The following is a 25,955-nucleotide window of genomic DNA, read 5'->3' as shown; positions in this document are numbered from 1 at the left end:
CGCACCGGATCGCCCGTGCGGGTGATTCAGCCCGCGTACCTCCGGCACCATTCGTACATGATCACGGCCGCCGCGGCGCTCGCGTTGATCGAGCGGGTCGAGCCGTACTGGGTGATCTCGACATGAGCGGATGCCGCGGCGAGCGCAGCCTCCGACAGGCCGGGGCCCTCCTGTCCGAACAGCAGCACGCAGCGCTGCGGCAGCTCGGCACGGTCGACCGGCACGGCCCCTTCGACGTTGTCGATCGCGACGATCGGGATGCCCTCGGCGGCCGCCCACGCGGCGAAGGTCTCGACGTCCTCGTGGTGCACGACGTGCTGATACCGGTCCGTCACCATGGCGCCGCGCTTGTTCCACCGGCGCCGTCCGATGATGTGCACGGTGTCGGCGAGGAACGCGTTCGCGCTGCGCACGATCGAGCCGATGTTCATGTCGTGCTGCCAGTTCTCGATCGCGACATGGAACGGATGCCGGTGCAGATCGAGATCCGCGACGATGGCCTCCATCCGCCAGTAGCGGTAGCGGTCGATCACGTTGCGGGTGTCGCCGGTCGCGAGCAGCTCGGGGTCGTAGTGCTCGCCCTCCGGCCACTCCGCCTCGCCGCCCGGCCAGGGGCCGACGCCGTACCCCGGCTGGGTCGCTGAGCCGGTCGAAGCGTCCGGCGTCTGCTCATCCATCCAGCCAGGCTATCCGGCGCGGATCCCGGCCGACGACAGGTTATTTAGGCGTACCGAAAAATCCGCTAGGATTTCGGCATGCCTCAAAGTCGTCGCGTCCTCACCGGAGCACTCCTCACCGCGCTCCTCCTGCCGCTCGCGGCCTGCGGAGTGCGACCCGACGCGCCGGCATCCGATCGCCCCCTCGTGCTGACCACGTTCACCGTGCTGGCCGACATCGCCGACAATGTCGCCGGCGACCACCTCGAGGTCGCCTCCATCACGAAGCCGGGCGCCGAGATCCACGGGTACGAGCCCACGCCGCGCGACATCACGAAGGCGACGGAGGCCGACCTGATCCTCGACAACGGCCTGAACCTCGAGGCGTGGTTCTCGCAGTTCGTCGAGTCGGTCGACGTGCCGCACGTGGTCGTGTCCGAGGGCATCGAGGTGATCGACATCACGGAGGACGCGTACTCCGGAAAGCCGAACCCGCACGCGTGGATGAGCCCCCTGAACGTGCAGGTCTACGTCGACAACATGGTGGCCGCCTTCAGCGAGCTCGACCCGGCGCACGCCGAGGACTTCGCGCAGAACGGCGAAGATTACAAGGCGACCCTCCAGAGCGTGAACGACGAGCTCGTCGCCGAGCTCTCGGCCCTCCCGGCGCGCCAGCGCGCGCTCGTCACCTGCGAGGGCGCCTTCTCGTACCTCGCCAGGGACGCCGGCCTCACCGAGGCGTACATCTGGCCGGTCAACGCCGAGCAGCAGGCGACTCCGCAGCAGATCAAGCGCGCGATCGAGTACGTCGACGACAACGACGTGCCCGCCGTGTTCTGCGAGTCGACCGTGTCCGACAAGGCCATGCGCCAGGTGGTGGAGGCGACGGCTGCCGAGTTCGGCGGCATCCTGTACGTCGACTCGCTGTCCGAGGCGGATGGCCCGGTGCCGACGTATCTCGAGCTGATCCGCCACGATTCCGAGACGATCGTGCGGGCGCTCACGGGCGGTGACTCATGACCGCCGCGATCGAGGTCGAGGGAGTCGCGGTGCGCTACGGCGACGTGGTCGCGCTCGACGACGTGTCGCTGAGCATCCCGAGCGGGCGCGTCACGGCGCTCGTCGGCATGAACGGCTCCGGCAAGTCGACGCTCTTCAAGACCCTCACCGGCATGGTCAGGCCCGAGCGCGGGAAGGTCACGCTCGACGGCGTGACGCCAGCCGAGGCCCGCAAGCGCCGCACGATCGGATACGTCCCGCAGAGCGAGGACGTCGACTGGGCCTTCCCCGTCTCGGTCAGGGAGGTCGTGATGATGGGCCGCTACGGCCACCTCGGGCCGACCAGGCGTGCGCACAGGACCGACCGCGAGATCGTCGACCGGGCCCTGGAGCGCGTCGAGCTCACCGACCTCGCCGAGCGGCAGATCGGCCAGCTGTCAGGCGGGCAGCGCAAACGCGTGTTCGTCGCCCGCGGCATCGCGCAGGACGCCCGCATCCTGCTGCTGGACGAGCCGTTCGCCGGCGTCGACAAGAAGTCGGAGGCGATGATCGTGCGGCTGCTGCGCGAATCGGCATCCGAGGGGCGGACGGTGCTGGTCTCGACGCACGACCTGCACGCGATCCCGGCGCTCGCCGACGCCGCCGTGCTGCTGCTGCGGCGCGTGCTCTTCCACGGGTCCGTCGACGAGGCGCTCAGCCCCGATCAGCTGGCGCGCGCCTTCGGACTCGACATCCTCGGCAGGGAGGGAGAGGAATGACGATCCTCGACTTCCTCCTGGAGCCCCTGCAGTACGAATTCATGGTGCGCGCACTGGCCGCGACCGTCGTCGCCGCGATCCTGTGCGCGGTGCTGTCGTGCTGGCTGGTGCTGATCGGCTGGTCGCTCATGGGCGACGCGGTGTCGCACGCCGTGCTGCCGGGCGTCGTGCTCGCCTACGTCGTCGGGGCGCCGTTCGCGATCGGCGCTCTCGTGTTCGGGTTCCTGGCGGTGGGCCTGATCGGCCTCATCCGCGGCACCAGCAGGGTGAAGGAGGATGCCGCGATCGGCATCGTGTTCACCACGCTGTTCGCCCTCGGTCTCGTGCTGATCTCGGTCACGCCGAGTCAGACCGACCTCAACCACATCATCTTCGGCAACATCCTCGGCATCTCCGTGGCGGAGCTCGTCCAGATCGCGGTGCTCGCGGTCGCCGCGTTCGTCCTGCTGATCGTGAAGCGACGCGACCTGACGCTGTACGCGTTCGACCCCGCCCACGCCTTCGCGATCGGCCTGTCGCCGCGGCTGTTGGGCGCCCTGCTGCTGAGCGTCCTCGCACTCACCGCGGTCGTCGCGCTGCAGGTCGTCGGCGTCATCCTGGTCGTCGCGATGCTCATCATCCCCGGCGCCACCGCGTACCTCCTGACCGACCGGTTCGGCACGATGCTCGTCGTCGCACCGGCCATCGCGGCGGTGTCGTCCGTCGTCGGCATCTACCTCAGTTACTGGTTCGACGCGGCATCCGGCGGTCTCGTCGTGCTCGTGCAGGGCTGCGTCTTCGCGCTGGTCTACCTGTTCAGCCCGCGCCAGGGCGTGATCCGCAGCCTGCTGCGCCGACGGCATCCGGCACGCCGATGAGCGCGGGATAGGCTCGAAGGATGACTGCCGCAGCCAAGGTTCGCACCCTCACCTGGATCGGCCTCGCGACCGGCGTGATCGGCGCCCTGCTGATCGCCTTCCCGACGGTGCTGCCCGCCGGCGGCCCCTGGGTGCAGCTCGCACTCGGCATCGCGACCCTCGTGCTCGCGTTCCGGGCGCGCAAGGCCGGCATCGCCGACGTGCCCGGCTTCGACGGCCGGCTCTCGCTCGCCGCGGCCCTTCTCGGCTTCGGCGTCGTGTTCTTCGCGGGGCAGGTCGCCTACGGCATCCTCGCTGCGGCGACGAGCTGACCCTGCCGTAGGCTGGAATCGTGGCATCCCCGGCGGCAGACGACTACCTCAAGACCGTCTACGCGCACACCGAGTGGCAGGACGCCCCGATCACCCCGTCGGTGCTCGCGGCGAAGCTGGGCATCGCCCCGTCATCGGTGACCGAGATGGTGAAGAAGCTCGCCGCCGCCGGTCTCGTCTCGCACGTGCCGTACGGCGCGGTGCGGCTGACGGATGCCGGAACTCAGCGGGCGCTCGCGATGGTCCGCCGCCACCGGCTGATCGAGACCTGGCTCGTGCAGGAGTTCGGCTACGGCTGGGACGAGGTGCACGACGAGGCCGAGGTGCTCGAGCACACCATCAGCGACAGGCTGCTCGAGGGCATCGACGAGCGCCTCGGACGGCCGCGGTTCGACCCGCACGGCGACGCGATCCCTGACGCCGATGGCATCATCGACCGGGTGCCGTTCGTGCTTCTCGCCGACGCCCCGGCCGGGCACTCCGGGCGCGTGCTGCGGGTGGACGACCGCGACCCGGAGCTGCTGCGCGACCTCGAATCGCTGGGGCTGACCGTCGGCTCGCCCGTCGTCGTCACGGCATCCGGCGTCGAGCTCGACGGCGCGTCCGTCACCCTGCCGGAGGGCGCGGCCGAGGTCGTCTGGCTGAGCGCGTAGCTGCGCTGTCCGCCGCCGCCCGTTCACAATTCCTCCGGAATCCACGGCTGCGGTGCCGATCACCCCGGAATCGGGCGTCTGCGCGCCGATTCTGAGGAGTTGTGCACGGGGGCGCGCGCCATGACTCCGGAGAATTGCTGCACTTCGAGCCGCCGAGCCCCCGAATCCGCCCGTTTCGCCCCGGATCTCCGGAGTTGTGGCGCCGCCGAGCGCGACACCTGCCTGAAACCTGTGCGCCCTAGGCTGGGCACATGGCTCAACGAGACGACATCGAATGCTGGCTCACCGACATGGACGGCGTGCTCGTCCATGAGAACGACGCCATCCCCGGAGCATCCGAGCTGCTCGCCGGCTGGGAGAGCAGCGACATCCCCTACCTGGTGCTGACGAACAACTCGATCTTCACCGCGCGCGACCTCTCAGCCCGCCTCCGCGCGAGCGGCCTCATCGTGCCGGAGGAGCGCATCTGGACGTCGGCTCTCGCGACCGCCGACTTCCTGCAGTCGCAGGTGCCCGGCGGCTCCGCCTTCGTGATCGGCGAGGCGGGGATCCTCACCGCCCTGCACGACGCCGGCTTCATCATGACCGAGACGAACCCCGACTTCGTCGTGGTGGGCGAGACCCGCAACTACTCCTTCGAGGCGATCACGAAGGCGATCCGGCTGATCCTCGCCGGTGCCCGGTTCATCGTGACGAACCCCGATGCCACCGGCCCGAGCGCCGACGGACCGCTCCCCGCCACGGGCGCGATCGCCGCTCTCATCACGAAGGCCACCGGCAAGGAGCCGTACGTGGTCGGCAAGCCGAACCCGATGATGTTCCGCTCGGCGCTGAACAAGATCGGCGCGCACTCGAAGCGCACCGGCATGATCGGCGACCGGATGGACACCGATGTCGTCGCCGGCATCGAGGCGGGACTGCACACCGTGCTCGTGCTCACCGGCATCAGCGACCAGGCCGAGATCGAGAAGTACCCGTTCCGCCCGGACGAGATCGTGCAGTCGGTCGCCGACCTGCTCCCCCGCATCACCGACACGATCAAGACGATCCCCGACGCGAAGCACTGACGGGAGCACTGACATGGGCGCGCTCGACGACGGCGAACGGATCAGGGCGGCGGATGCTGCGGCCTGGCGCACCTGGCTCGAGGAGAGTCACGGCCGCGCCGCCGGGGTGTGGCTGCTGAGCGTGCGCGGCAACGACGCCACCGGCGTCGGCTACGAGGACGCGGTGCGTCACGCGCTGTGCTTCGGCTGGATCGACGGCCCCGTGCGCACGTTCGACGACCAGACCGTGGGGCAGTGGTTCTCGCCGCGACGGGCGGCCAGCGGCTGGGCGGCGACGAACAAGGCGCGCCTCGCCGAACTGGAGGCCGCCGGGATGCTCGCGCCCGCCGGCGTCCGCGCGATCGAGGTCGCGAAGGCCAACGGGTCGTGGACCATGCTCGACGGACCGGAGGCGGGGATCGAGCCGCCGGAGTTCGCCGAGGCCCTCGACGCCGCGCCCGCAGCCAGGGCGAACTGGGACGCGTTCCCGAAGTCGGTGAAGAAGCTCGGGCTCACGCAGATCGCGACGGCGAAGCGCGTCGAGACGCGTGCCGCCCGCATCGCGAAGATCGTGGCGGATGCCGCGGAGGGGAAGCGACCATGACCCAGTCCGACCTGCTGTTCCTGGTGCTCATCCTGATCACCTCCACCTCGCTCATCGTGTTCGCGGTGCAGTTCTTCCGCTCGCGCCGCCGAGGCCCCGGCGACGGCCAGGGAGACGGCGACGGCCGCGCGGGCTGGTGGGAAGGTCCCTGGGACGACGACGACCGCAGGCGCTGAGCGCCGGCGTTACTGCGCGTCAGCGCAGGACGAGCGCGGCCGCGCCGATGAGCGGGCCCTCGTCGCCGAGGCCGGAGCGCACCACGCGGGTGCGCCGCGAGTACTCGTGCGCGGCGCTCGCGGTGAGCGCCTGCTGCACGAGGTCGATGTAGTCTGCCGACACCCGCGAGAAGCCGCCGCCGATCGCGACGACGTCGAGGTCGACGAGGGTCGCGGCATCCGCCAGCGCCTCCCCGACCGCGCGGGCCGAGCGCTCGATCGCCGCGCGCGCGACCGCGACGCCGGCTGCGGCATCCTTCGCCAGGTCCTCACCGGTGTTTCCCGCCCAGCCCTGCTGCTGCGCCCAGGCGGCGCTCGCGGGGCCTGACGCGATCTCCTCGAGAGTCAGCCCTCCCTCGCGTCGCACCTGGCCGAGGTGCCCGGCGTTGCCGGTCGCGCCGGGGATGTACGCGCCGTTCACGACGAAGCCGCCGCCGACACCGGTGGACACCACGATCGACAGTGATGCGCCGGCATCCTGCGTCGCACCCAGCCAGGATTCGGCGAGCGCGAGCGCACCGCCGTCGTGCCCGAGAGTGGTCGGGACGTCGCGGCCGAGCACGGCGGATGCCGCGGTGCGGACGGACTCGACGAGGGCGAAGCCCCGGGCCAGCGGCATGTTCACCGGCAGGATCGTGCCGTCCGTGCGGTCGACGGGTCCTGCGCTGCCGATGCCGGCGCCGGCGAGCTCCGCACCGTCGGGAAGAGCGGCCAGCGCGTGCGAGACGATCGCGGCGACGGCGGCGTGCAGAGAGTCGGAGGTCGCCTCGCGGCCCGTGGGCCGGCGACTGCGGCTGCCGTCGACGACGGTTCCGTCGCCTCGGACGAGAGCGGCCTCCATCTTCGTGCCGCCGATGTCGACGGCGAGCGCGTACTGCATGGCAGCGGGCGAGCCGGTCACTGCGGGTCGAGCCCGAGGTCGTCGAGGTCGAAGGCTGCGCGCCATTCGAGACCCTCGGCCTCGATGGCGGCCTGCGCGCCGGTCTTGCGGTCGACGATCACCGCGACCGCGACGATCTCCGCGCCTTCGCGGCGCAGGGCCTCGACGGCCTTGAGCGCGGACTGCCCGGTGGTGGACGTGTCTTCAAGGACGACGACGCGCTTGCCCTTGATGTCGGCGCCCTCGACCTGACGGCCGCGCCCGTGGTCCTTCGGCTCCTTGCGCACGACGAAGGCGTCGAGGGGGCGGTCGGTGCCGACCGAGGCGTGCATCACCGAGTTGGCGATCGGGTCGGCGCCGAGGGTGAGCCCGCCGACGGCGGCGACGTCGAGGTCACCGATCAGGTCGAGCATGATGCGCCCGATCGCGGGGGCCGCGCGATGGTCCAGAGTGAGCTTGCGCATGTCGACGTAGTACGTCGCCTTCTTGCCGCTGGAGAGGGTGAAGTCGCCGTGGAACACCGCCTCGTCCTTGATCAGGTCGAGAAGGGTCTGGCGGTCTGCGTCGAGTGCGGTCACGGCATCCAGTGTAGAAGGCGTGACACCCTGATTCGGAGGCGGCCGGCGATGAGGGAAGCGCGCCCCTGGACACAGCCGGTCTTGATGGCGTAGTATTCCGTCATGCGAAAGTAACTGTTCGCAATGTGAATACTTAACCCGATTGCATGACCCCGGCCTGCACGAGACGAGGAGACGACATGTCTACCCACCGCCAGATCGTCGCGATCACCTACGAGACCGCCGTCCGCGCCGTCGCCATCGCAATGGAGGAGGGCGAGCGCGCGGGCGTGAAGGCCGTCGTCTCGGTCGCGGATCCGTCCATGACGCTGATCGCCTACGGCATGTCCGACGGCGCCACCCCGCACAGCGCCGAGACCAGCCGTCGCAAGGCCGCGACGTCGGCATCCACTCGCCGCCGCACCGGGCAGATCCCGGAGTCGCTGACGATCGCGCTGCCCCTCGGCACCGGCGGCGCCCTGACCACGATCGACGGAGGCATGCCGATCTTCTTCGACGACGCCCACGTCGGCGGACTCGGAGTGGCTGGCGGAAGCCCCGCCCAGGATGCTGAGATCGCACTTGAGACCCTGAAGCGCCTCGGCGCTGTCGTTACCGGATTCGAACAGTAGAAGGAATGGAACCATGACCTCGTATCTCACCCGCGCCGACCTCTCGGTGGCCGCGCCGATCGTCGAGTTCGCCGAAGCGGCGCTGACCGACGCAGGACGCGACGTCGACGCGTTCTGGTCCGGAACGAGTGCGATCATCCACGACCTGGTGCCGCGCAACGCGGCCCTGCTCGCGAAGCGCGAGGAGATCCAGGCGCGCATCGACGGGTTCCACCGTGCGAACCCCGGCATGCCCGACAAGGACGCCTACCGGGCGCTCCTCACCGAGATCGGCTACCTGGTGCCAGCGCCGGCGGACGTCGCGGTGACGACCGAGAACGTCGACCCCGAGATCGCCACGATGGCAGGCCCCCAGCTGGTCGTGCCGCTGCTGAACGCCCGCTTCGCGCTCAACGCCGCGAACGCCCGCTGGGGCTCGCTGTACGACGCGCTCTACGGCACCGACGCCATCAGCCAGGAGGGCGAGCTCGCCCCGGGCAGGGAGTTCAACTTCGCCCGCGCCGCCGAGGTCGTCGTCTGGGGCCGTGAGCTGCTCGACGAGATCGCGCCGCTCACCGACGGCTCGCACAGCGAGGCCACCGCGTACCGCGTCGACGCCGACGGACTCGCGGTCGAGACGCCCGCGGGCATCCGCCGCCTGGCCGCGCCGGAGGCGCTCGTCGGCTTCAACGGAGAAGCGGATGCTCCCTCGGCGGTGCTGCTGGTCCACAACGGCCTGCACGCCGAGATCGTGATCGACCGCGCCGGCCGGATCGGCGCGACGGATGCCGCCGGCGTCCAGGACATCATCCTCGAGTCCGCGCTCACCGCGATCCTCGACCTGGAGGACTCGGTCGCCGCCGTCGACGGCGAGGACAAGGCCCTCGGCTACCGCAACTGGCGGGGCTTCATGGACGGCACTCTCACCGAGACGGTGACCAAGGGCGACCGCACGTTCACCCGGCAGCTCGCCGACGACCGCACGTACCGAAAGTTCGACGGCGGCGAGATCACGCTGCCCGGCCGGGCCGTGCTGTTCGTCCGCAACGTCGGGCACCTGATGCGCACCGATGCCGTGCTCGACCGCGACGGCGGGCAGACGTTCGAGGGCGTCCTCGACGCGATCATGACCGCGCTCGGCACCATCCCCGAGCTCGAGGGGCCGAACGCGGGACGCAACTCGCGCACCGGCTCGATGTACATCGTGAAGCCCAAGATGCACGGACCGGAAGAGGTCGCGTTCGCGGCCGAGCTGTTCGGCCGCGTCGAGGAGCTGCTCGGCCTGCCGGCGCGCACCATGAAGGTCGGCATCATGGACGAGGAGCGCCGCACCTCGGCGAACCTCACGGCGTCGATCGCCGCGGTATCCGACCGGGTCGTGTTCATCAACACCGGCTTCCTCGACCGCACGGGCGACGAGATCCACACCTCGCTGCACGCAGGGCCCTTCCTTCCGAAGGCCGCGATCAAGGCGCAGCCGTTCATGAAGGTCTACGAGGACCGCAACGTCGCGATCGGCCTCGCCGCCGGCCTCGACGGTCGCGCCCAGATCGGCAAGGGCATGTGGGCCGAGCCCGACCTCATGCACGACATGCTCGAGAAGAAGATCGCGCACCCGCGGTCCGGTGCGTCCACCGCGTGGGTCCCGTCTCCGACCGCGGCGACGCTGCATGCCCTGCACTACCACCAGGTCGACGCGTTCGCGGTGCGGGCGACGCTGCCGCCGGTCGGCGACGACGCGCTCGACGCGCTGCTGGTGCCGCCGCTCGCGGGCGAGGGCGACCTCACGCCGGAGATCGTCGCGGAGGAGATCGACAACAACGTGCAGTCGATCCTGGGGTACGTGGTGCGCTGGATCGACCAGGGCATCGGCGTCTCGAAGGTGCCGGACATCAACGGCGTCGGCCTCATGGAGGACCGCGCGACGCTGCGCATCTCGAGCCAGCTGCTCGCCAACTGGCTGCAGCACGGCGTGATCACCGTCGAGCAGGTCGACGACAGCCTGCGCCGCCTCGCGCCGGTCGTCGACGAGCAGAACGCCGGAGACCCGAACTACGAGCCGCTCGCATACGCCGAGGGCGGAGAGCCCGGCATCGCCTACACGGCCGCGCGCCGCCTGATCCTCGAGGGCGCAGCGCAGCCGAGCGGATACACCGAGCCGCTGCTGCACGGCCTCCGCCGCGAGAAGAAGGCCGCGAAGGCCGCGAAGGCCGCGCAGGCCGCGCCAGCCGCTGTCTGACCTGAGGCGCGGGATGCCGGCGGTCCACACCCCGGCATCCCCTGTCCTCCCCCGCAACTAGGCTTGACCCATGCGCTTGGCCACCTGGAACGTCAACTCGATCCGCACCCGCGTCACCCGCACCGTCGAGTTCGCCGTGCGCGAGGACATCGACGTGCTGGCGATGCAGGAGATCAAGTGCAAGCCCGAGCAGTTCCCGTACGGCCCGTTCGAGGACGCCGGGTACCACGTCGAGGTGCACGGCCTCAATCAGTGGAACGGCGTCGCGATCGCGAGCCGTCTGCCGATCACCGACGTGCAGACCGCGTTCGCGGGCATGCCGGGGTTCGCGAAGGGGCATGAGGGGCCGGATGCTCCGCAGGAGGCCCGCGCGCTCGGCGTGATGGTCGACGGGGTCAGGGTGTGGAGCCTGTACGTGCCGAACGGGCGCTCGCTCGACGACCCGCACTACGCGTACAAGCTGCACTGGCTCGAGGAGCTGAAGAAGGCGACGGCCGCCGAGCTGTCGGCCGACCCCGGCCTGCCGCTCGCGCTGGTCGGCGACTTCAACATCATCCCGTTCCCGCATGACAACGGCGACCCGGCGATCGTCGAGGGCGTCTCCACGCACGTCTCGCCGCAGGAGCGGGCCGCGTTCTTCGCGCTGGCGGATGCCGGCCTCACCGACGTCGTGCGGCCGCTGCTCCCGGAGGGCTACACCTACTGGGACTACCAGCGGCTCAAGTTCCCCCGCAACGAGGGCATCCGCATCGACTTCATCATGGGCTCCTCGGCGCTGGCGGATGCCGTGACCGGGGCCTCCATCCACCGCGACGAGCGCAAGGGCGAGCAGCCGAGCGACCACGTCCCGGTTGTCGTCGATCTCGACTTCGGGAGTGCCGCCGAAGACGACGATCTCCCGATGATCTTCTCCTGACCCTTCGACAAGCTCAGGGAGCCGACAGATGCATCCCGTCCAGCTGATCGCGACCGACCTCGACGGGACTCTCCTCGACTCGGCATCCGCCGTGTCCCCGCGCACCCGCCGGGCGCTGGACGCCGCACGTGCCCGCGGCGTCCACGTCGTGCCGGTCACGGCTCGCCAGCCGATCGGCCTGCGCGCGATCGCGGCCGACGCGGGATTCGACGACTGGGCGCTGTGCGGCAACGGCGCGTACGCGACGCATCTGGGTGACGGGCGGATGCTGTTCGCCGAGGAGCTCCCTGCCGACACGATCCGCACGCTTGCCGAGGCGCTGCGCGCGAGCGTTCCGGGTCTGCTGTTCGCGAGCGTGCGCGAGGGCGGCGAGACGTTCGTGGCCCAGCACGGCTACGCGGAGCTCTCGAAGCTCTCCGACCACAAGCGCGATCCGCGGACGATGGGCGGGGTCGAGCTCGACCACGTGCTCGCGGCTCCGAGCCTCAAGCTCGTGATCCGGCATCCGGAGCTCGCGCCGTCGGTGCTGTTCGACACGCTGCGCGATCTCGGGCTGTCGGGCTTCGAGGCGACGCTCTCCGGTGCCCCGTTCGTCGAGGTCATGGCCGAGGGTGTGACCAAGGCGACCGGCCTCGCGCGGCTCTGCGAGCACCTCGAGGTCGAGCGGGCCGACGTGGTCGCCTTCGGCGACGCGCTCAACGACGTCGAGATGCTGCGCTGGGCCGGGCATGGGGTCGCCATGGCAGGCGCCGAGGACGTCGTGCAGGATGCCGCCGACGAGATCGCCCCGTCGAACGACGACGACGGCGTCGCGCACGTGATCGAGCGGCTGCTCGGGCGGCGCTGATCCCGTCAGCGCGCGGAGTCGTCGAGGAAGGCGACTGCGCGGACCGGCGCCCCGTCGCCCTCGAGCCGCAGCGGGAAGAACCCGACGGGGACCCTCGTGGGGAGGCCGTCGAGCCCGTAGAGGTTCTCGACGATGAGCCCGTCGCCGCCGAGCACGATCTCGTGCACGGGGAATGCCTCGGCCGGCGTCGGATCGGGACTCAGGGTGTCGACCGCGAGAACCCGCATGCCGCGGCGCGTGAGTTCGCGGGCGGCGTCGGGGGCGAGAAACGGATGCCGCAGCGCACGCTCCGTGCCGAAGAAGCGCGCCCAGCCGGTCTCGACGATCACGATCGGCGGCACCGTGTCGGGAGGGGCGAGGTCGTCGAGGACGATGGCGCGTTCTGGTTCTGCGTTCGAGACCCGAAGGACGATCGCCTCGCCGACGAGCTCATCCAGCGCGACGTCGGCGAGGGTGCGCCCGCCGCGGATCGTGTGCGCCGGGGCGTCGACGTGCGTGCCGGTGTGCGACCCGAGGCCGAGGCGGGTGACCGCGGCACCATGAGCGTCGAGTGTCAGCGCCGGCTCGACCGAGACGGCGGGGTCGCCGGGGTACACCGTCATCCCGCTTCGGATCGGGTGGCTCAGATCGCGCAGCATCCGACAATCATGGCGCGGATGCTGCGCGATCGCGCGAGATCAATCCTCGAACGTGCCCACCTCCGGCACGCGGTCCGTCCGGCCGTACCGCAGGAGTGTCACGCCGCCGTCGTCCGTCACCGGAGGGTCGAGCAGCGTCAGCACCGACGGCATCGCGTGATCGTCGAAGACCTTCTTGCCCGCGCCGAGCAGGATCGGGTAGACCCAGAGGTTCAGCTCGTCGAAGAGCCCCTCGGCGAGCAGTGTGTGCACGAAGTCGATGCTGCCGATCACGTGCACCTCACGGTGCTTCGCGCGCATCTCGGCCACCTCGGCCACGAGGTTCTTCCCCACCCGCGAAGAGCCCTCCCAGCCGAGCCGAATGCGGGGGTCACGGGACGCGACGTACTTGGGCACCCGGTTGAACAGGCGGCCGATCTCGCCGGACGGCCCCTCGGTGTGCTGCGGCCAGTAGCCGGCGAAGATGTCGTACGTGCGGCGGCCGAGCAGCAGCGCATCGAGCCGCTGCATCCCCGCCATCACCGCCTCGCCGACACCCGACGACGGGTGGCCGGCCTGCCAGCCGCTGAAGCGGAAGCCGCCGGAGGTGTCCTCATCGGTGCCGCCGGGCCCCTGCGCGACGCCGTCGAGGGTGGTGAACAGGTCGATCAGGATGCGACCGGTCATGATCTTCTCCTTACACAGTCAGTGGTGCGGCGAGCGGTGCGATGTGGAAGGTCGCGGCGAAGGATTCCAGGTGGGCGAGCTCGCCGCGCACCACGGCGAGGACGTCCTGCTCGATCGCCTCGGCCGGCGTGATCTCGCCGACGATCAGGCGACGGATGCCGGGGCCGGCGACGATCACGGCATCCGGTTCCCCGGCAGGAACCCGTCCGCCGACGGGCGGAGCCGGCGGCGCAAGCTGAGCCACCGACAGGATGCCGCCCCGCACCGAAGCGCGCAGCGCCACGTCGCCGACGTGCAGCTCGTACTCGGCATCCGCGGCGGCATCCGTCTGGAACGCCGTGCGCAGCGCCATCGTGAGCGAATCCGCGGTGACCACGTCATCCGGCGAGGGGTCGCCCATCGTCTGGAAACCCCAGCGCCCGAGCTCCAGGATCACCGGCTCGAGCGCCCGCCCGTATGGGGTGAGCTCGTACACGAGGCCGCAGTTGTGCAGCGGGACCCGTCGCACCACCCCGCCCTGCTGCAGCTCCTTCAGGCGCGTGGACAGGATGTTGGTGGGGATGCGCGGCAGGCCCTGCTTGAGGTCGGTGTACCGACGGGGCCCGACGAGCAGATCGCGGATGATGAGCAGAGCCCACCGCTCCCCGATCAGCTCGACGGCCGTCGTCACACCGCAGTACTGGCCGTAGCTGCGCGCCGCCATGTCAGGACGCTGCGCCCTGCTCCGCCACGTGATCCGGGCCGTTCTCCGCGGCTTCGGGGGTCATGTAGAGGAAGCCCAGCGAGTTGCCGTCGGGGTCGTCGATGTCGCGCGAGTACATGAAGCCGTAGTCCTGTGCGGGCTTGGGCTCGGAGCCGCCGGCCGCCAGGGCCTTGCCGGCGAGCGCGTCGACGTCTTCGCGCGTGTCCTGCGCGAACGACACGGAGACCTGGCAGACCTCGTTCGGGTCGGCGATCGGCTTGTCGGTGAACGTGGCGAAGAACTCGCGCTTGAGCACCATGAAGTAGATGTCGTCGCTCCACACGATGCAGGCGGCGTTCTCGTCGGTGAACAGCGGGTTGATCTCGCAGCCGAGCGCCGTGTAGAACGCCTTGGCGCGCTCGAGGTCGGTGGTCGGAAGGTTGACGAAGACCTTGGTGGACATGCTTGCTCCCTCTCGTGGCGATCAGTCCCGGCTGGGTCGCTGAGCCTGTGGAAGCATACTTGCAAAAAGCAAGCGAGCTTGTCAATAGCAACTTCAGGAAGTTCGGCGCAGCCCCAGCAGGGCCAGCACGCCCGCTCCGGCCGTGAGCGCGGCCACGACCCCCAGGCCGATCCCGGGGACGGATGCCGTCGCCACGGCGCCCGCGACCAGCGGCCCTCCGGCATCCCCCAGCTCCCTGCCGAGCTCGGCGCTTCCCATCGTCCGGCCCATGCGCTCTGGCGGCGTCGTCGCCGCGAGATGCGCGAATGCGACCGGCGTCGCCATGCCGACGCCCGCCCCGACGAGCGCGGCGGTCGCGACGAGCGCCACCGGATGCGGCGCCGCGGCGGTGAGTGCGATGCCGAGGGCGATCAGCGCCAGACCGCCGACGGCGCCGGCGCGCACCGAGAGCCGGCCGCGGTCGTGCCAGGACCCGACGAGCGGCTGCACGATACTCGAGACCACGGCGAGCACGGTCACGATCGCCATGCTGCCGACGATCCCGATGCCGAGCTGCCTGCCGAGAAGCGGCAGGAAGCCGACCGCGACCGCGAGCGCGCCGGTGGTCGCCGCGAGCACCAGCGTCGGCACCAGGAAGCCCGGCGTGACAAGCTCGCGGCCGAGATCGAGCAGCGTCACCCGCTTGCGCGGCAGCACCGGGACGGCAGGGACCGCGAATGCGACCCAGGCCGCAGCCCCGAGGCCGAGCGCGGCGAGCGCCCAGAACAGCGCCGGCATCCCTCCCCAGACCACCAGCACGGCCCCCAGCATCGGCCCGAGCGCGTAGCCGAGGCTCTTCCACGAGCCGTAGCGGCCGAAGTAGCGCCCGCGGGTCGAGTCGTCGGTGAGCCGAGCGACGGCCGCCGACGACGACGGCGAGAAGGCGGATGCCGCCGCCCCCTGACCGAACCGGCCGATGACGAGTCCGAGCATCCCGGGCACGACTGCGCCGACGACCGAGAACGCCGAGAACGCGAGCAGCCCGCCGATGATCACCGGGCGCACGCCGATCCGGTCGCTGAGCGCGCCGAAGAACGGCTTGAGCAGCACCTCGGCCAGGTCGTAGAGCGCGAGGGTGAGCCCGAAGGCGAGCAGCGTCCAGCCGATGTCCTCGGTCTCGGCGCCGAGAGCCGCGGCGATGCCGTGGGCACCGAACGCGGTCGTGAAGCCGGCAAGGTAGAGCGGAGCGAGGCGGGGGCGCGCTGCGGAGGTCACGGTTGATTCTCGCAGGGGCCCCCGGATCCTCCGTCCTGCGTCGATCCGCCTCGAGGGGGATGCCGCGGCATCCGCTCCCCCGTACGGTGGAGAGATGCCGTCCCTCCGCACGCCCACCCGGCGCGAGCTCCGCAGCGACCTCGTGCTCGCGGGCGTGATGTTCATCGGCGCCGTGCTCAGCGCGGCGCTGTCGTCGATCGCCGAGGTGTACGGAGAGGACCAGGCGGAGCTGTGGACCGCCCTGGTCTACGCGGTGTTCGTCACGGTGCCTCTGGCCGGGCGCCGCCGGTGGCCGGGCATCGTCGCGGTCATCACGGCGCTCGCCTACTTCACGGCCGTGACGATCCGAGTCCCCGAGATCTACGTGGGCAACATCGCGATGTTCGTGAGCCTGTACACGGTCGGCGCGTGGATGAACGACCGCCGCCGCGCCCTGATCGTGCGCGTCGGCATCATCGTCGGCATGTTCATCTGGCTCGTCATCACGATGTACCGCGACGCGATCGCCGAGGCCGACAAGGCGGATGTCGCGGCCGGCGCCTTCTCGCCGTACGTGGCGTTCATGCTGATCCAGATCATGCTGAACATCCTCTACTTCGGCGGCGCCTACTACTTCGGCGAGCGCTCATGGCACGCCGCCCAGGAGCGCGAGGTGCTCGAGCAGCGCACGATCGAGCTCGAGCGCGAGCGCGAGGTGACGGCGGCGCAGGCCGTGGCCCTCGATCGCGTGCGCATCGCCCGCGAGCTGCACGACGTCGTCGCCCACCACGTGTCGGTGATGGGCGTGCAGGCGGGAGCCGCGCGGATGGTGCTCGATCAGGATCCGGAGCACTCCAAGCGCATCCTCACCGGCATCGAGGGGTCTGCTCGCGACGCGATCCACGAGCTCCGCCAGCTCCTCGAGACCCTGCGCACGCCCGGCGGCGATCCTTCGGCTGTCTCCGGTCGGGCAGGAACCACGGATGCCGGGTCGACGGTGACACTCGAAGACATCGCGGTCCTGGCCGGCGCGTCGACCGAGGCCGGCCTGCCCACCGCCTTCGCGGTCGTCGGCGACCCCGTGCCGGTGCCGACCCTCGTGGCCGTGAACCTGTACCGGATCGCGCAGGAGTCGCTCACGAACGCCCGCCGCCATGCCGGAGAGGGCGCGACCGCCGACGTGCGCGTCCGCTACGACGAACAGGGGGTCGAGCTCGAAGTGGTGAACACCGGCCGGTCCGTCACCCAGTTCCGCCCAGGACTCGGACAGCTCGGCATGCGCGAGCGGGCCGCGGCGTCCGGCGGCACGCTCGAGGTGACGCCGAGGCCGCAGGGCGGGCTCCGTGTGCGCGCCAGGGTGCCGCTGCCGGGGAGGGCAGCGCTGAGAACAGCTCCCGAGGAATCAGCGCCCGAGAGGAGCGCCACGCGATGACCGTCGGACAGATCCGGGTGCTCCTCGTCGACGACCACGCGATGCTTCGCGCCGGCTTCCGCACGATCCTCAGCACCCAGCCCGACATCACGGTGGTCGGCGAGGCGGCCACCGGCGCGGATGCCGTGGCGATGGCATCCGCCCTCCGCCCCGACGTCATCACGATGGACGTGCAGATGCCCGACATGGACGGCATCGAGGCGACCAGGCTCATCGTGGCCGACCCGTCGATCGAGGCGGCCATCGCGATCATCACGACGTTCGATCGCGACGACTACCTGCACCAGGCGCTGGATGCCGGGGCGAGCGGCTTCCTGCTGAAGAACGCCGGCGCCGATGACCTCATCGCCGCCGTCCGGGCACTCGCGGCAGGTGACGGGATGCTCGCGCCCGAGGTCACCCGGCGCGTGCTGGCGCGGTTCGCCGCGGCATCCACCCCTGCGCCTGCCGCAACCGCCGCTCCGGTCGCAGTTCCTGCCGGTGCGACCCCGGCGGCACTGTCGCGAACTGCGACCGGAACACTCGCGGAGCCGCTCACCGACCGCGAGGCCGAGGTGCTCGAGCTCCTCTCCGACGCCCGCAGCAACGCCGAGATCGCGAGCGCCCTCTTCATCGGCGAGGCCACGGTGAAGACCCATGTCTCGCGGATCCTGCAGAAGCTCGGCGCGCGCGACCGGGTGCAGGCGGTCGTGATCGCGCACCGGATGGGCCTCGCCCGAAGCTGACCGCTAGCCTCGGAAGCATGCCAGAGGCCGCACCACTGTCCCGCCCGATCATGGCGGGCGTCGTCACGGCGCTGGTCGGATTCACGAGCGCCTTCGCGGTCGTGCTCACCGGGCTCACCGCCGTCGGGGCCACACCTGCGCAGGCGGCGAGCGGCCTGCTCGCGGTCAGCATCACGATGGGACTCGCCTGCATCGTCCTCGCGTGGCGATATCGGATGCCGATCACGGTCGCGTGGTCGACCCCCGGAGCGGCGCTGCTCGCGGCGACCGGCATCGTCGACGGCGCCGCCAGCGCAGCGGGAGACAGCGACTGGCCGGCCGCGGTGGGCGCCTTCCTCCTCACCGCCGCGCTGATCCTGCTCACGGCTCTGTGGCCCGCGCTCGGCACGCTGATCGCCCGCATCCCTCCCTCGATCGCGCAGGCGATGCTCGCCGGGGTCCTGCTGCCGCTCTGCCTCGCACCGATCACCGGGCTCGTCGCCAACCCGTGGGGTGTCGTGCCCGTCGTGCTGACCTGGCTGGTGTTCGCGCGGCTCGCGCCTCGCTGGGCGGTGCCGCTGGCGTTCGTCGCGGCGACCGTGGTGATCGCCGCCTCCCTGTTCACCGAGGGCGCCCCGTTCGATCCGGCGTCCCTGTTGCCGAAGGTCGAGCTGACCGCCCCCACGTTCACGATCGGCGCGGCCGTCGGCATCGCGCTGCCGCTGTTCATCGTCACGATGGCGTCGCAGAACGTGCCTGGTATCGCGATCATGCGCAGCTTCGGCTACGAGGTGCCGTGGCGGCCGGCGATGCTGGTGACCGGCATCGGCACCGCCGTCGGCGCGACGGCCGGCGGGCACGCGATCAACCTCGCCGCGATCAGCGCCGCACTCGCGGCCGCGCCCGACGCCGACCCCGATCCGAAGCGCCGCTGGGTCGCCGGAGTCTCGACCGGGGTGTCGTACCTCGTGCTCGGCGGCTTCTCCGCCGCGTTCGCCGCGCTCGTCGTCCTCGCCCCCGCGTCCGTGATCCCGGCCGTCGCCGGCCTCGCACTGTTCGCCGCGTTCGGCTCCTCCGTGCAGCAGGCGATCGACGACCCCGGCGAGCGGCTCCCCGCCGTCGTGACCTTCCTGATCGCGGCATCCGGCATCGCCGTCCTCGGCGTCAGCGCCGCGTTCTGGGCTCTCGTGGCCGGTCTCGTCGTCCGCACCGTGCTGCACGCCGGGCGGCGCTGAGCGGCGCTGAGCGGGTCCGCCCACGGGGGGAGCCGTCGCGATCCGCCGCAGGGGGGATGCCGTGCACCCGCCGCATCCGTAGCGTGAAGGCATGACCACAGGAGAGCTGCAACTCACCGGCATCACCAAGAGCTACGGCTCGCGGCTGGTGCTCGACGACGTCTCGTTCCGGGTGTCCCCCGGGCGCCTCACCGGCTTCGTCGGCGGCAACGGAGCAGGCAAGACCACGACCATGCGCATCGTGCTCGGTCTGCTCTCCTCCGACGGAGGCTCGGTCGAGCTCGGCGGGACGCCGATCACGACGGAGGACCGCCGCCGGTTCGGCTACATGCCGGAGGAGCGCGGCCTGTACCCGAAGATGAAGGTCCTCGAGCAGATCGTCTACCTCGCCCGCCTGCACGGCTTCAGCAAGGCGGATGCCGCGGCCCGCGCCACCGCGCTCCTCAGCGAGCTCGGGCTCGAGGAGCGACTGAACGACACGATCGAGTCGCTCTCGCTGGGCAACCAGCAGCGCGCGCAGATCGCCGCGGCCCTCGTGCACGACCCCGAGATGCTGATCCTCGACGAGCCGTTCTCCGGACTCGACCCGCTCGCGGTCGACGTGGTCGCCGGCGTCCTGCAGGCCAGCGCCGCGAAGGGCGCGGCGATCCTGTTCTCCTCGCACCAGCTCGACGTGGTCGAACGCCTCTGCGACGACCTCGTGATCCTCGCCGGCGGCACGATCCGCGCCGCCGGCTCCCGCGAGGGACTCCGCGCCGAGTACGCGAGCGATCGCTACGAACTCGTCTCGGCGGGCGACGCGGGGTGGCTGCGCGCAGAGCCCGGCATCACCGTCCTCGACTTCGAGGGCGGCTACGCCCTGTTCGACGCCGACGGGCCCGACACCGCCCAGCGCGTGCTCCGCACCGCCGTCGAGCGCGGCGACGTCGCGAGCTTCGCGCCCAAGCATCCGTCCCTCGCCCAGATCTTCAAGGAGGTCATCCAGTGAGCCCTTCGACCAGCTCAGGGACCCAGATGGTCTGGCTCGTCGCCGAGCGTGAGATCGCGTCGAAGCTTCGCAGCAAGGCCTTCCTGATCTCGACCGGCATCCTGCTGCTCATCGCGCTCGCCGGCATCCTGATCGGCGGCTTCACGAGCCAGAACCCCGAAGCGACGCAGGTGGCCGCGACCGCGGAGACGGCATCCCTCGTGTCAGGACTGCCGAACGTGGAGGTCACGGAGGTCGCCGACCGCGGCGAGGCCGAGGCACTGCTGCGCTCGGAAGACGTCGAGGCCGCGGTGCTGCCGGACGGCAGCGACCTCGGCTACGCGGTCGTCGCCCTGGAGGACGCGCCGACCTCGATCGTGATGGGGCTCGCCGAGACGCCGGAGGTCGAGATCCTGCAGCCCGCGACCGCCGACCCCCTCATGCGGTACTTCATCGCCATCGGGTTCGGCATCGTGTTCCTGATGGCCGCGTCGACGTTCGGCGGCACGATCGCGCAGAGCGTGGTCGAGGAGAAGCAGACCCGCGTGGTCGAGGTGCTGCTCTCCGCGATCCCGGCGAGAGCGCTGCTCGCCGGCAAGGTCATCGGCAACACGATCCTGGCGATGGCACAGATCCTCGCCCTCGCGGCGATCGCGACAGTCGGGCTGATCGTGACCGGTCAGCGCGAGGTGCTCGCGAGCCTGGGCGCGCCGATCATCTGGTTCGCGGTGTTCTTCCTGTTCGGGTTCATCCTGCTCGCGGCGCTGTTCGCCGCCGCGGCATCCATGGTGTCGCGCATGGAGGACGTCGGCTCGACCACCATGCCGATCACGATGCTCGTGATGGCCCCGTACTTCCTGGTCATCTTCTTCAACGACAACCCGCTCGTGCTGACGATCATGTCGTATGTGCCGTTCTCGGCGCCGGTCGGGATGCCGATGCGGCTGTTCGTCGGCGAGGCGCAGTGGTGGGAGCCGCTGGTCTCGCTCGTGATCCTGCTCGCCAGCTGCGTCGCCGCCATCATGCTCGGCGCGAAGATCTACGAGAACTCGCTGCTGCGGATGGGCAGCAGGGTGAAGCTCGCGGAGGCGCTGCGCGGCTGATCGCCCCGATCAGTCGATCGGGGCGATCGGGCGCCACTCAGATCACGCCGTCGGCGAGAGTCGTCGGGTTGCCGAACCGGTGGTTCGTGATCGACACGGCCTGCTCGTGCAGGAACGGCAGCATCTCGACCCGGCCGGCGCCGGTGACCGCGTGCGACCACACGGCGACGTCCGGCGAGCCGTCGAGCGCCGCGAACAGCGCCGAGACGTCGCCGCCGACCATACGGACCCGCTGCCAGTCACGGTCGGCCTTCGCGAAGCGCTTGAGCCAGGCGGCATCCTTCTCGTGCTTGACGGTCACGCCGGTCGCACGCAGCGCCTTCTTCACGACCGAAGGCAGGGCCGGAGCCGACACCGTGAACGGGCTGCCGCTGCGCAGCGCCGCGGCCAGAACGCGGATGCCGTCGACCAGAGGAGCCTGCTCGGCGATGCGCACGTCGACCGCGACCGGGCGGTAGCGGAACACGTTGCGCTCGACGCCGAGACCCGACCTGTCGGTCGCCGCGCCGAACTCGTCGATCCAGGCGCGCTCGTCTGATGCCGCCGCGCGGTTCAGCCACTCGCGCTCTGCCGCGTCGAGGTCGTGGCCGGCCGCCTTCAGCAGCGCGTCGACCGCCGGTGCGATCGCGGCGCCGGGGGCGGCAGCGGGGAGTTCGGCGGGGGTCCACTCGCCCAGGCCGAACAGGTAGTTCGGGCCGCCGGCCTTGGCGCCCGCGCCCACTGCGGAGCGCTTCCAGCCGCCGAACGGCTGGCGCTGCACGATCGCGCCGGTGATGCCACGGTTCACGTAGAGGTTGCCGGCCTCGACCCGGTCGAGCCAGTCGGCGACCTCGTTCGAGTCGAGCGAGTGCAGGCCTGCGGTGAGTCCGTAGTCGACCGCGTTCTGCAGGCGGATCGCCTCGTCGAGATCCGTCGCGCGCATGATGCCGAGCACAGGCCCGAAGAACTCGGTGAGGTGCGTGGTCGATCCCGCGCGCACGCCGGTCTTGACGCCGGGCGTCCACTGCCGGCCCTCGTCGTCGAGCCTGCGGGGCTCGACCAGCCAGCGCTCGCCCTTGTCCAGCGTGGTCAGCGCCTTGAGGAGCTTGCCGGAGGCCGGCTCGATGATCGGCCCCATCTGGGTGGCCGGGTCCCGCGGAAGGCCGACGCGCATCGACCGCACGGCGTCGACCAGCTGGCGCTCGAACCTCTTCGACTCGCCGACCGAGCCGACCAGGATGGCGAGCGACGCGGCCGAGCACTTCTGGCCGGCGTGCCCGAAGGCGCTGCGGGCGACGTCGGCGGCGGCGAGGTCGAGGTCGGCAGACGGCGTCACGATGATCGCGTTCTTGCCGCTGGTCTCGGCGAGCAGCGGCAGGTCGGGGCGGAACGAGCGGAACAGCTGGGCCGTCTCGTAGGCGCCGGTGAGGATCACGCGGTCGACCGACGGGCTCGCGACGAGCTGCGTGCCGAGGTCGCGGCTCGCGAGATCGACCAGCGCGAGCAGGTCGCGCGGCACGCCGGCCGCCCACAGCGCCTCGACCATGACGGCACCGCAGCGCTGGGTGAGCTTGGCCGGCTTGATGATCACGCCGGAGCCCGAGGCGAGACCGGCGAGCACGCCGCCGGCGGGGATCGCGACCGGGAAGTTCCACGGCGGGGTCACCACGGTGACCTTCGACGGCACGAACTCTGCACCCGGGATCTGCTCGAGCTCGAGGGCGCGCTCGGCGTAGTAGTGCGCGAAGTCGATCGCCTCGCTGACCTCGGGGTCCGCCTCGGCGAGGGTCTTGCCGGCCTCGTGCGCCATGATCTCCATCAGCTGGCCGCGGCGGGCGGCGAGCTCGTCGCCCGCGCGGTGCAGCACGGCGGCGCGGTCGGAGGCGGGAAGCGCCGCCCATTTCGCGGCGGCGGCCGTCGCTGCGGCGAACACCCGGTCGAGCTCGTCAGCGGTCTCGATGCGGGCGGAGGCGATGGCATCCGTCCCGAGCTTCGTCGACACGGACCGGCGCAGGATCTCCCGGCCCCAGGTGCGGTTGGCGGCGATCGCCGGATCGGTGTCGGGCTGGTTCTCGAAGCCGGTCGTCACGGTGTGCGCAGGCTCCGCCTCGCGGTTCTGCACGCGGTTGGATGCCGGCACGGAACGGTCGGCCTCGAGGGCGGCGAGCGAGCGCTCGAAGCGCTGGCGCTCGCGCTTGAGCAGCTCGGGGTTCGAGGCGAGCTCGAACACCGCGGACATGAAGTTCTCAGAGCTGGCGTTCTCCTCGAGGCGACGCACGAGGTACGCGATCGCGACGTCGAACTCGGCCGGGTTCACGACCGGCGTGTAGAGCAGCAGGCGGCCGACGTCCTTGCGGACGGCCTCGGCCTGCCCGGTGGCCATGCCGAGGAGCATCTCGTACTCGACCGCATCTGTGACATTGCGGGCCGTGGCGAGCAGCCAGGTATAGGCGATGTCGAACAGGTTGTGGCCGGCGACGCCGATGTGCACCGCGTCGAGGCGCTCGGGCGTCATCGCCCAGTCGAGCACGCGCTTGTAGTTCGTGTCGGCATCCTGCTTGGTGCCGTACGTGGCGAGCGGCCAGTCGTGGATCTTGGAGTCGACCTCCTCCATCGCCAGGTTCGCGCCCTTGACGACGCGCACCTTGATCGGCGCTCCGCCCTTGGCGCGGCGGTCCGCCGCCCACTCCTGCAGGTGCTGCATCGCGCCGAGAGCATCCGGCAGGTACGTCTGCAGCACGATGCCGGCTTCGAGGTTCTTCAGCTGCGGCTGGTCGAGGATCTTCGTGAAGGCCGCGATGGTCAGGTCGAGGTCGCGGTACTCCTCCATGTCGAGGTTGATGAACTTCTGGGTCCCTGAGCCTGTCGAAGGGCCGGCCTCCGAGCGCGCGGCGAGCTCGTAGAGCGGAGTCAGCTTCTCGACCACGTCGGCGACGGCCTCGTCGAACGACCACATCGACAGCTGACTGACGACGCTCGACACCTTGATCGAGACGTAGTCGACGTCGTCACGGGCGAGGAAGTCGTAGGTGCCCTGCAGGCGCCGCCCGGCCTCGCGCTCGCCCAGCACCGCCTCGCCGAGGAGATTGAGGTTCAGGCGGTTGCCGCTCTTGCGGAGCTTCGCGATCGCCGGGCCGAGCTTGGAGGGAGTGGCGTCGAGCACGAGGTGGCCGACCATCGCGCGCAGCACGCGGCGCGAGGTCGGCACGACGACGCCGGGCAGCTTCGGCGCCCAGAAGCCGCCGGCCTTGATCGCGGCGCGGAGGTAGCCGGGCAGCAGGGTCGGGGTGATCTCGGAGAGCTCGTCGAGCTTGCGGCCGGCGACGCTGAGGTCTTCCGGACGCATCACACCGTCGACGAATCCGACGGTGAAGGCGAGGCCGTTCGGGTCTTTGAGGACCTCGGAGAGGCGCTGGGCGGCCGGCTCGACGGGGTGCGTCTCGCTCTCGGTGAGCCAGCGCTGCACAAGGGCGGCGACCTCTTCAGTGCGCGGAGTGGTGGTGTCGACGACAGACATTGGCGGGGAACCTTCCAGGGGGAGGCGCACACCCGGGTCGCGTGCGTCCCGATCATTGTCCGGCCCGCGAGTAGGCTACGTCTATCAACCGATTTGCATGATTTCTGTTCGGTTTGACTGAACGATTCCCCGCAGCGATTGGAGAGCGGATGCTCGACGTCAACCGCCTGCGGATGCTGGTCGAGCTCAGCCGCCTCGGAACGCTCTCCGCCGTCGCCGACGCCCTCTCCTACAGCAAGGCGACCGTATCCCAGCAGCTCAGCGCACTCGAGCGCGACGTCGGCGTCCCGCTGCTGCGCCGCGTCGGCCGGGGTGTGCAGTTCACCCCCCAGGGGAACGTGCTCGTGGCCGAGGCGATCGGCATCCTCGACCAGCTCGAGCACGCACAGGTGGCCGTCGCCGAATCGCTCACCGAGGTCACCGGCACCGTGCGGATCGCGGTGTTTCAGACTGCCGCGCACGCGCTGCTGCCGCCGGCACTGCTCGCGCTGCAGGCGCAGCATCCGGCCCTCCGGGTAGATGTCACCGAACGAGACCCGGAGACGAGCCTCGTCGGCGTCGCGAGCCGGGAGTTCGATCTCATGCTCGCCGAGCAGTACCCGGGGCGGACCCGCCCGATCAACGCCGACCTCGACCGGGTGGTGCTCACACACGACGCGATCGCCCCCGCTCGCCGGCCGGGTGCGCGAGTGGAGCGGGATGCCGCGACCGCCCTCTGGGCGACCCGGGACGAGCCGTGGGTGCTGGAGCCGCCGGGCACGGCATCGCGCGCCTGGGCCGAGCAGCTGTGCCGCACAGCGGGCTTCGAACCCGACGTGCACTTCGAGGTCGCCGACCTCACCACGCACATCCGGCTGATCAGGGCCGGGCTCGCCGTGGGGCTGCTGCCGGAGCTGGTGTGGGCGGGCGACGCGCCCTCGGTCGACCTGACGCCACTGCCGGAGGCGCCTCGGCGCGAGATCTTCTCGTCCGCCCGGCGCGTGTCGGCCGCGGCCCCGTCGATCCGCGCGGTCCGCAGCGCGCTGGCGGACGCCGCAGCGCTCATCCTCCCGGACTGAGCGCGGCGCACTCGCCCCGCCGGCAGGGCCGCGTCATCGCACACGCGTCTCGTCCCGCCACTGCGGAAGTCGCCCCATGACATCGGGAATATGCATGCACATGCATGTGTTTAGACTCCATGTACCCGG

27 protein-coding genes are annotated in these 25,955 nt (G+C 70.8%); 18 read left to right on the top strand and 9 right to left on the bottom strand.

The genetic code is table 11. The features are described from left to right. Positions 1-26 precede the first annotated feature (26 nt). Positions 27-677 carry a TrmH family RNA methyltransferase gene (locus IPV10_RS09815; protein ID WP_207483256.1) on the bottom strand — a complete coding sequence of 217 codons (651 nt, stop codon included), beginning with the start codon at positions 675-677 and terminating at the stop codon, positions 27-29. A 78-nt stretch (positions 678-755) separates the two neighbouring features. Here IPV10_RS09815 and IPV10_RS09810 point away from each other — a divergent pair, with 78 nt between their 5' ends. From IPV10_RS09810 to IPV10_RS09775, 8 genes are all read left to right on the top strand, one after another. Continuing rightward, entirely contained in the window at positions 756-1,676 is a 921-nt protein-coding gene (locus IPV10_RS09810; protein WP_207483254.1) for a metal ABC transporter substrate-binding protein, read from the top strand. Next, positions 1,673-2,413, top strand: a complete 741-nt coding sequence (locus IPV10_RS09805; protein ID WP_207483252.1) for a metal ABC transporter ATP-binding protein — start codon at positions 1,673-1,675, stop codon at positions 2,411-2,413. Before IPV10_RS09810 ends, IPV10_RS09805 begins: the two co-directional genes overlap by 4 nt. After that, entirely contained in the window at positions 2,410-3,270 is an 861-nt protein-coding gene (locus tag IPV10_RS09800) for a metal ABC transporter permease (RefSeq protein WP_207483250.1), read from the top strand. The genes IPV10_RS09805 and IPV10_RS09800 overlap by 4 nt, the downstream gene beginning before the upstream one ends. Before the next feature lie 20 nt (positions 3,271-3,290). Then, positions 3,291-3,581 carry a hypothetical protein gene (locus tag IPV10_RS09795; RefSeq protein ID WP_242684831.1) on the top strand — a complete coding sequence of 97 codons (291 nt, stop codon included), beginning with the start codon at positions 3,291-3,293 and terminating at the stop codon, positions 3,579-3,581. A 20-nt stretch (positions 3,582-3,601) separates the two neighbouring features. Next, positions 3,602-4,234, top strand: coding sequence for a metal-dependent transcriptional regulator (locus tag IPV10_RS09790; protein WP_207483248.1), 633 nt, complete (start codon positions 3,602-3,604; stop codon positions 4,232-4,234). A gap of 251 nt (positions 4,235-4,485) precedes the next feature. Beyond that, on the top strand, positions 4,486-5,301 hold the full coding sequence (locus tag IPV10_RS09785; RefSeq protein WP_207483246.1) for an HAD-IIA family hydrolase: 816 nt from the start codon (positions 4,486-4,488) through the stop codon (positions 5,299-5,301). A 13-nt stretch (positions 5,302-5,314) separates the two neighbouring features. Further along, a complete protein-coding gene (locus IPV10_RS09780) occupies positions 5,315-5,884 on the top strand; it encodes a YdeI family protein (protein ID WP_207483244.1) in 570 nt (189 codons plus the stop codon). Continuing rightward, on the top strand, positions 5,881-6,060 hold the full coding sequence (locus IPV10_RS09775) for a hypothetical protein (protein ID WP_207483242.1): 180 nt from the start codon (positions 5,881-5,883) through the stop codon (positions 6,058-6,060). Before IPV10_RS09780 ends, IPV10_RS09775 begins: the two co-directional genes overlap by 4 nt. 19 nt (positions 6,061-6,079) lie before the next feature. Here the strand turns inward: IPV10_RS09775 and IPV10_RS09770 are convergent, their stop codons facing one another. Together IPV10_RS09770 and pyrE are read right to left on the bottom strand one after the other, a co-directional pair. Then, the gene (locus IPV10_RS09770) at positions 6,080-6,979 is read right to left on the bottom strand and encodes an ROK family protein (protein WP_207483240.1); all 900 of its coding nucleotides are present in this window, start codon (positions 6,977-6,979) and stop codon (positions 6,080-6,082) included. Between the two features lie 17 nt (positions 6,980-6,996). Beyond that, positions 6,997-7,557, bottom strand: coding sequence for an orotate phosphoribosyltransferase (pyrE, locus tag IPV10_RS09765; protein ID WP_207483238.1), 561 nt, complete (start codon positions 7,555-7,557; stop codon positions 6,997-6,999). Positions 7,558-7,736: 179 nt separating this feature from the next. Here pyrE and IPV10_RS09760 point away from each other — a divergent pair, with 179 nt between their 5' ends. The 4 genes from IPV10_RS09760 (at position 7,737) to IPV10_RS09745 (ending at position 12,149) form a co-directional block, all read left to right on the top strand. Further along, positions 7,737-8,168, top strand: a complete 432-nt coding sequence (locus IPV10_RS09760; protein ID WP_207483236.1) for a heme-binding protein — start codon at positions 7,737-7,739, stop codon at positions 8,166-8,168. A gap of 13 nt (positions 8,169-8,181) precedes the next feature. After that, positions 8,182-10,386, top strand: a complete 2,205-nt coding sequence (locus tag IPV10_RS09755; protein WP_207483234.1) for a malate synthase G — start codon at positions 8,182-8,184, stop codon at positions 10,384-10,386. Positions 10,387-10,456: 70 nt separating this feature from the next. Then, entirely contained in the window at positions 10,457-11,302 is an 846-nt protein-coding gene (locus IPV10_RS09750) for an exodeoxyribonuclease III (protein ID WP_207483232.1), read from the top strand. Between the two features lie 28 nt (positions 11,303-11,330). Next, positions 11,331-12,149: an HAD family hydrolase gene (locus tag IPV10_RS09745; protein WP_207483230.1), complete on the top strand. Its 819-nt coding sequence runs from the start codon at positions 11,331-11,333 to the stop codon at positions 12,147-12,149. Positions 12,150-12,154: 5 nt separating this feature from the next. Here IPV10_RS09745 and IPV10_RS09740 read toward each other — a convergent pair whose 3' ends face one another. The 5 genes from IPV10_RS09740 to IPV10_RS09720 all read right to left on the bottom strand — a co-directional run bounded on the left by IPV10_RS09740 (position 12,155) and on the right by IPV10_RS09720 (position 15,852). Next, complete coding sequence (locus tag IPV10_RS09740; protein WP_207483228.1) at positions 12,155-12,787, bottom strand: cyclase family protein; 633 nt, start codon at positions 12,785-12,787, stop codon at positions 12,155-12,157. Between the two features lie 39 nt (positions 12,788-12,826). Continuing rightward, a complete protein-coding gene (locus IPV10_RS09735) occupies positions 12,827-13,453 on the bottom strand; it encodes a dihydrofolate reductase family protein (RefSeq protein WP_207483226.1) in 627 nt (208 codons plus the stop codon). Between the two features lie 10 nt (positions 13,454-13,463). Further along, positions 13,464-14,156 carry a helix-turn-helix domain-containing protein gene (locus IPV10_RS09730; RefSeq protein ID WP_207483224.1) on the bottom strand — a complete coding sequence of 231 codons (693 nt, stop codon included), beginning with the start codon at positions 14,154-14,156 and terminating at the stop codon, positions 13,464-13,466. 1 nt (position 14,157) lies between these two features. Beyond that, the gene (locus IPV10_RS09725; RefSeq protein ID WP_207483222.1) at positions 14,158-14,598 is read right to left on the bottom strand and encodes a VOC family protein; all 441 of its coding nucleotides are present in this window, start codon (positions 14,596-14,598) and stop codon (positions 14,158-14,160) included. 93 nt (positions 14,599-14,691) lie between these two features. Continuing rightward, entirely contained in the window at positions 14,692-15,852 is a 1,161-nt protein-coding gene (locus IPV10_RS09720; RefSeq protein WP_307861098.1) for an MFS transporter, read from the bottom strand. Between the two features lie 94 nt (positions 15,853-15,946). Between IPV10_RS09720 and IPV10_RS09715 the strand changes: the two genes are divergently transcribed. The 5 genes from IPV10_RS09715 (at position 15,947) to IPV10_RS09695 (ending at position 21,272) form a co-directional block, all read left to right on the top strand. Next, positions 15,947-17,263, top strand: coding sequence for a sensor histidine kinase (locus IPV10_RS09715; RefSeq protein ID WP_207483218.1), 1,317 nt, complete (start codon positions 15,947-15,949; stop codon positions 17,261-17,263). Beyond that, complete coding sequence (locus IPV10_RS09710; RefSeq protein WP_207483216.1) at positions 17,260-17,988, top strand: response regulator transcription factor; 729 nt, start codon at positions 17,260-17,262, stop codon at positions 17,986-17,988. The genes IPV10_RS09715 and IPV10_RS09710 overlap by 4 nt, the downstream gene beginning before the upstream one ends. Positions 17,989-18,005: 17 nt before the next feature. After that, entirely contained in the window at positions 18,006-19,202 is a 1,197-nt protein-coding gene (locus IPV10_RS09705; RefSeq protein ID WP_207483214.1) for a benzoate/H(+) symporter BenE family transporter, read from the top strand. Between the two features lie 91 nt (positions 19,203-19,293). After that, positions 19,294-20,190 carry an ABC transporter ATP-binding protein gene (locus IPV10_RS09700; protein ID WP_207483212.1) on the top strand — a complete coding sequence of 299 codons (897 nt, stop codon included), beginning with the start codon at positions 19,294-19,296 and terminating at the stop codon, positions 20,188-20,190. A 26-nt stretch (positions 20,191-20,216) separates the two neighbouring features. Further along, complete coding sequence (locus tag IPV10_RS09695; RefSeq protein WP_207483338.1) at positions 20,217-21,272, top strand: ABC transporter permease; 1,056 nt, start codon at positions 20,217-20,219, stop codon at positions 21,270-21,272. A gap of 37 nt (positions 21,273-21,309) precedes the next feature. On the opposite strand, the gene IPV10_RS09690 is transcribed toward IPV10_RS09695, so the two are convergent. Continuing rightward, positions 21,310-24,768 (bottom strand): bifunctional proline dehydrogenase/L-glutamate gamma-semialdehyde dehydrogenase, encoded by a 3,459-nt coding sequence (locus IPV10_RS09690; protein WP_207483210.1) that lies wholly within the window; start codon positions 24,766-24,768, stop codon positions 21,310-21,312. Positions 24,769-24,917: 149 nt separating this feature from the next. On the opposite strand from IPV10_RS09690, the gene IPV10_RS09685 reads away from it, so the two are divergent. Beyond that, positions 24,918-25,826 (top strand): LysR family transcriptional regulator, encoded by a 909-nt coding sequence (locus IPV10_RS09685; protein WP_207483208.1) that lies wholly within the window; start codon positions 24,918-24,920, stop codon positions 25,824-25,826. The last annotated feature ends 129 nt before the right edge of the window (positions 25,827-25,955 follow it).

Source organism: Microbacterium sp. SD291, from assembly GCF_017355365.1.
Classification (GTDB): Bacteria; Actinomycetota; Actinomycetes; order Actinomycetales; family Microbacteriaceae; genus Microbacterium.
This window is presented reverse-complemented; position numbering and strand designations above follow the sequence as displayed.

What these genes read in the sequence shown, in the direction of transcription:
- IPV10_RS09695 (WP_207483338.1), top strand. Translation starts at nt 20,217, where the DNA reads ATGGTCTGGCTCGTCGCCGAGCGTGAGATCGCGTCGAAGCTTCGCAGC.
- IPV10_RS09755 (WP_207483234.1), top strand. Translation starts at nt 8,182, where the DNA reads ATGACCTCGTATCTCACCCGCGCCGACCTCTCGGTGGCCGCGCCGATC.
- IPV10_RS09815 (WP_207483256.1), bottom strand. Translation starts at nt 677, where the DNA reads ATGGATGAGCAGACGCCGGACGCTTCGACCGGCTCAGCGACCCAGCCG.
- IPV10_RS09795 (WP_242684831.1), top strand. Translation starts at nt 3,291, where the DNA reads ATGACTGCCGCAGCCAAGGTTCGCACCCTCACCTGGATCGGCCTCGCG.
- IPV10_RS09690 (WP_207483210.1), bottom strand. Translation starts at nt 24,768, where the DNA reads ATGTCTGTCGTCGACACCACCACTCCGCGCACTGAAGAGGTCGCCGCC.
- IPV10_RS09715 (WP_207483218.1), top strand. Translation starts at nt 15,947, where the DNA reads ATGCCGTCCCTCCGCACGCCCACCCGGCGCGAGCTCCGCAGCGACCTC.
- IPV10_RS09805 (WP_207483252.1), top strand. Translation starts at nt 1,673, where the DNA reads ATGACCGCCGCGATCGAGGTCGAGGGAGTCGCGGTGCGCTACGGCGAC.
- IPV10_RS09725 (WP_207483222.1), bottom strand. Translation starts at nt 14,598, where the DNA reads ATGTCCACCAAGGTCTTCGTCAACCTTCCGACCACCGACCTCGAGCGC.
- IPV10_RS09685 (WP_207483208.1), top strand. Translation starts at nt 24,918, where the DNA reads ATGCTCGACGTCAACCGCCTGCGGATGCTGGTCGAGCTCAGCCGCCTC.
- IPV10_RS09740 (WP_207483228.1), bottom strand. Translation starts at nt 12,787, where the DNA reads ATGCTGCGCGATCTGAGCCACCCGATCCGAAGCGGGATGACGGTGTAC.
- IPV10_RS09810 (WP_207483254.1), top strand. Translation starts at nt 756, where the DNA reads ATGCCTCAAAGTCGTCGCGTCCTCACCGGAGCACTCCTCACCGCGCTC.
- IPV10_RS09770 (WP_207483240.1), bottom strand. Translation starts at nt 6,979, where the DNA reads ATGCAGTACGCGCTCGCCGTCGACATCGGCGGCACGAAGATGGAGGCC.
- IPV10_RS09705 (WP_207483214.1), top strand. Translation starts at nt 18,006, where the DNA reads ATGCCAGAGGCCGCACCACTGTCCCGCCCGATCATGGCGGGCGTCGTC.
- IPV10_RS09700 (WP_207483212.1), top strand. Translation starts at nt 19,294, where the DNA reads ATGACCACAGGAGAGCTGCAACTCACCGGCATCACCAAGAGCTACGGC.
- IPV10_RS09800 (WP_207483250.1), top strand. Translation starts at nt 2,410, where the DNA reads ATGACGATCCTCGACTTCCTCCTGGAGCCCCTGCAGTACGAATTCATG.
- IPV10_RS09710 (WP_207483216.1), top strand. Translation starts at nt 17,260, where the DNA reads ATGACCGTCGGACAGATCCGGGTGCTCCTCGTCGACGACCACGCGATG.
- IPV10_RS09780 (WP_207483244.1), top strand. Translation starts at nt 5,315, where the DNA reads ATGGGCGCGCTCGACGACGGCGAACGGATCAGGGCGGCGGATGCTGCG.
- IPV10_RS09735 (WP_207483226.1), bottom strand. Translation starts at nt 13,453, where the DNA reads ATGACCGGTCGCATCCTGATCGACCTGTTCACCACCCTCGACGGCGTC.
- IPV10_RS09750 (WP_207483232.1), top strand. Translation starts at nt 10,457, where the DNA reads ATGCGCTTGGCCACCTGGAACGTCAACTCGATCCGCACCCGCGTCACC.
- IPV10_RS09730 (WP_207483224.1), bottom strand. Translation starts at nt 14,156, where the DNA reads ATGGCGGCGCGCAGCTACGGCCAGTACTGCGGTGTGACGACGGCCGTC.
- IPV10_RS09760 (WP_207483236.1), top strand. Translation starts at nt 7,737, where the DNA reads ATGTCTACCCACCGCCAGATCGTCGCGATCACCTACGAGACCGCCGTC.
- IPV10_RS09745 (WP_207483230.1), top strand. Translation starts at nt 11,331, where the DNA reads ATGCATCCCGTCCAGCTGATCGCGACCGACCTCGACGGGACTCTCCTC.
- IPV10_RS09775 (WP_207483242.1), top strand. Translation starts at nt 5,881, where the DNA reads ATGACCCAGTCCGACCTGCTGTTCCTGGTGCTCATCCTGATCACCTCC.
- IPV10_RS09785 (WP_207483246.1), top strand. Translation starts at nt 4,486, where the DNA reads ATGGCTCAACGAGACGACATCGAATGCTGGCTCACCGACATGGACGGC.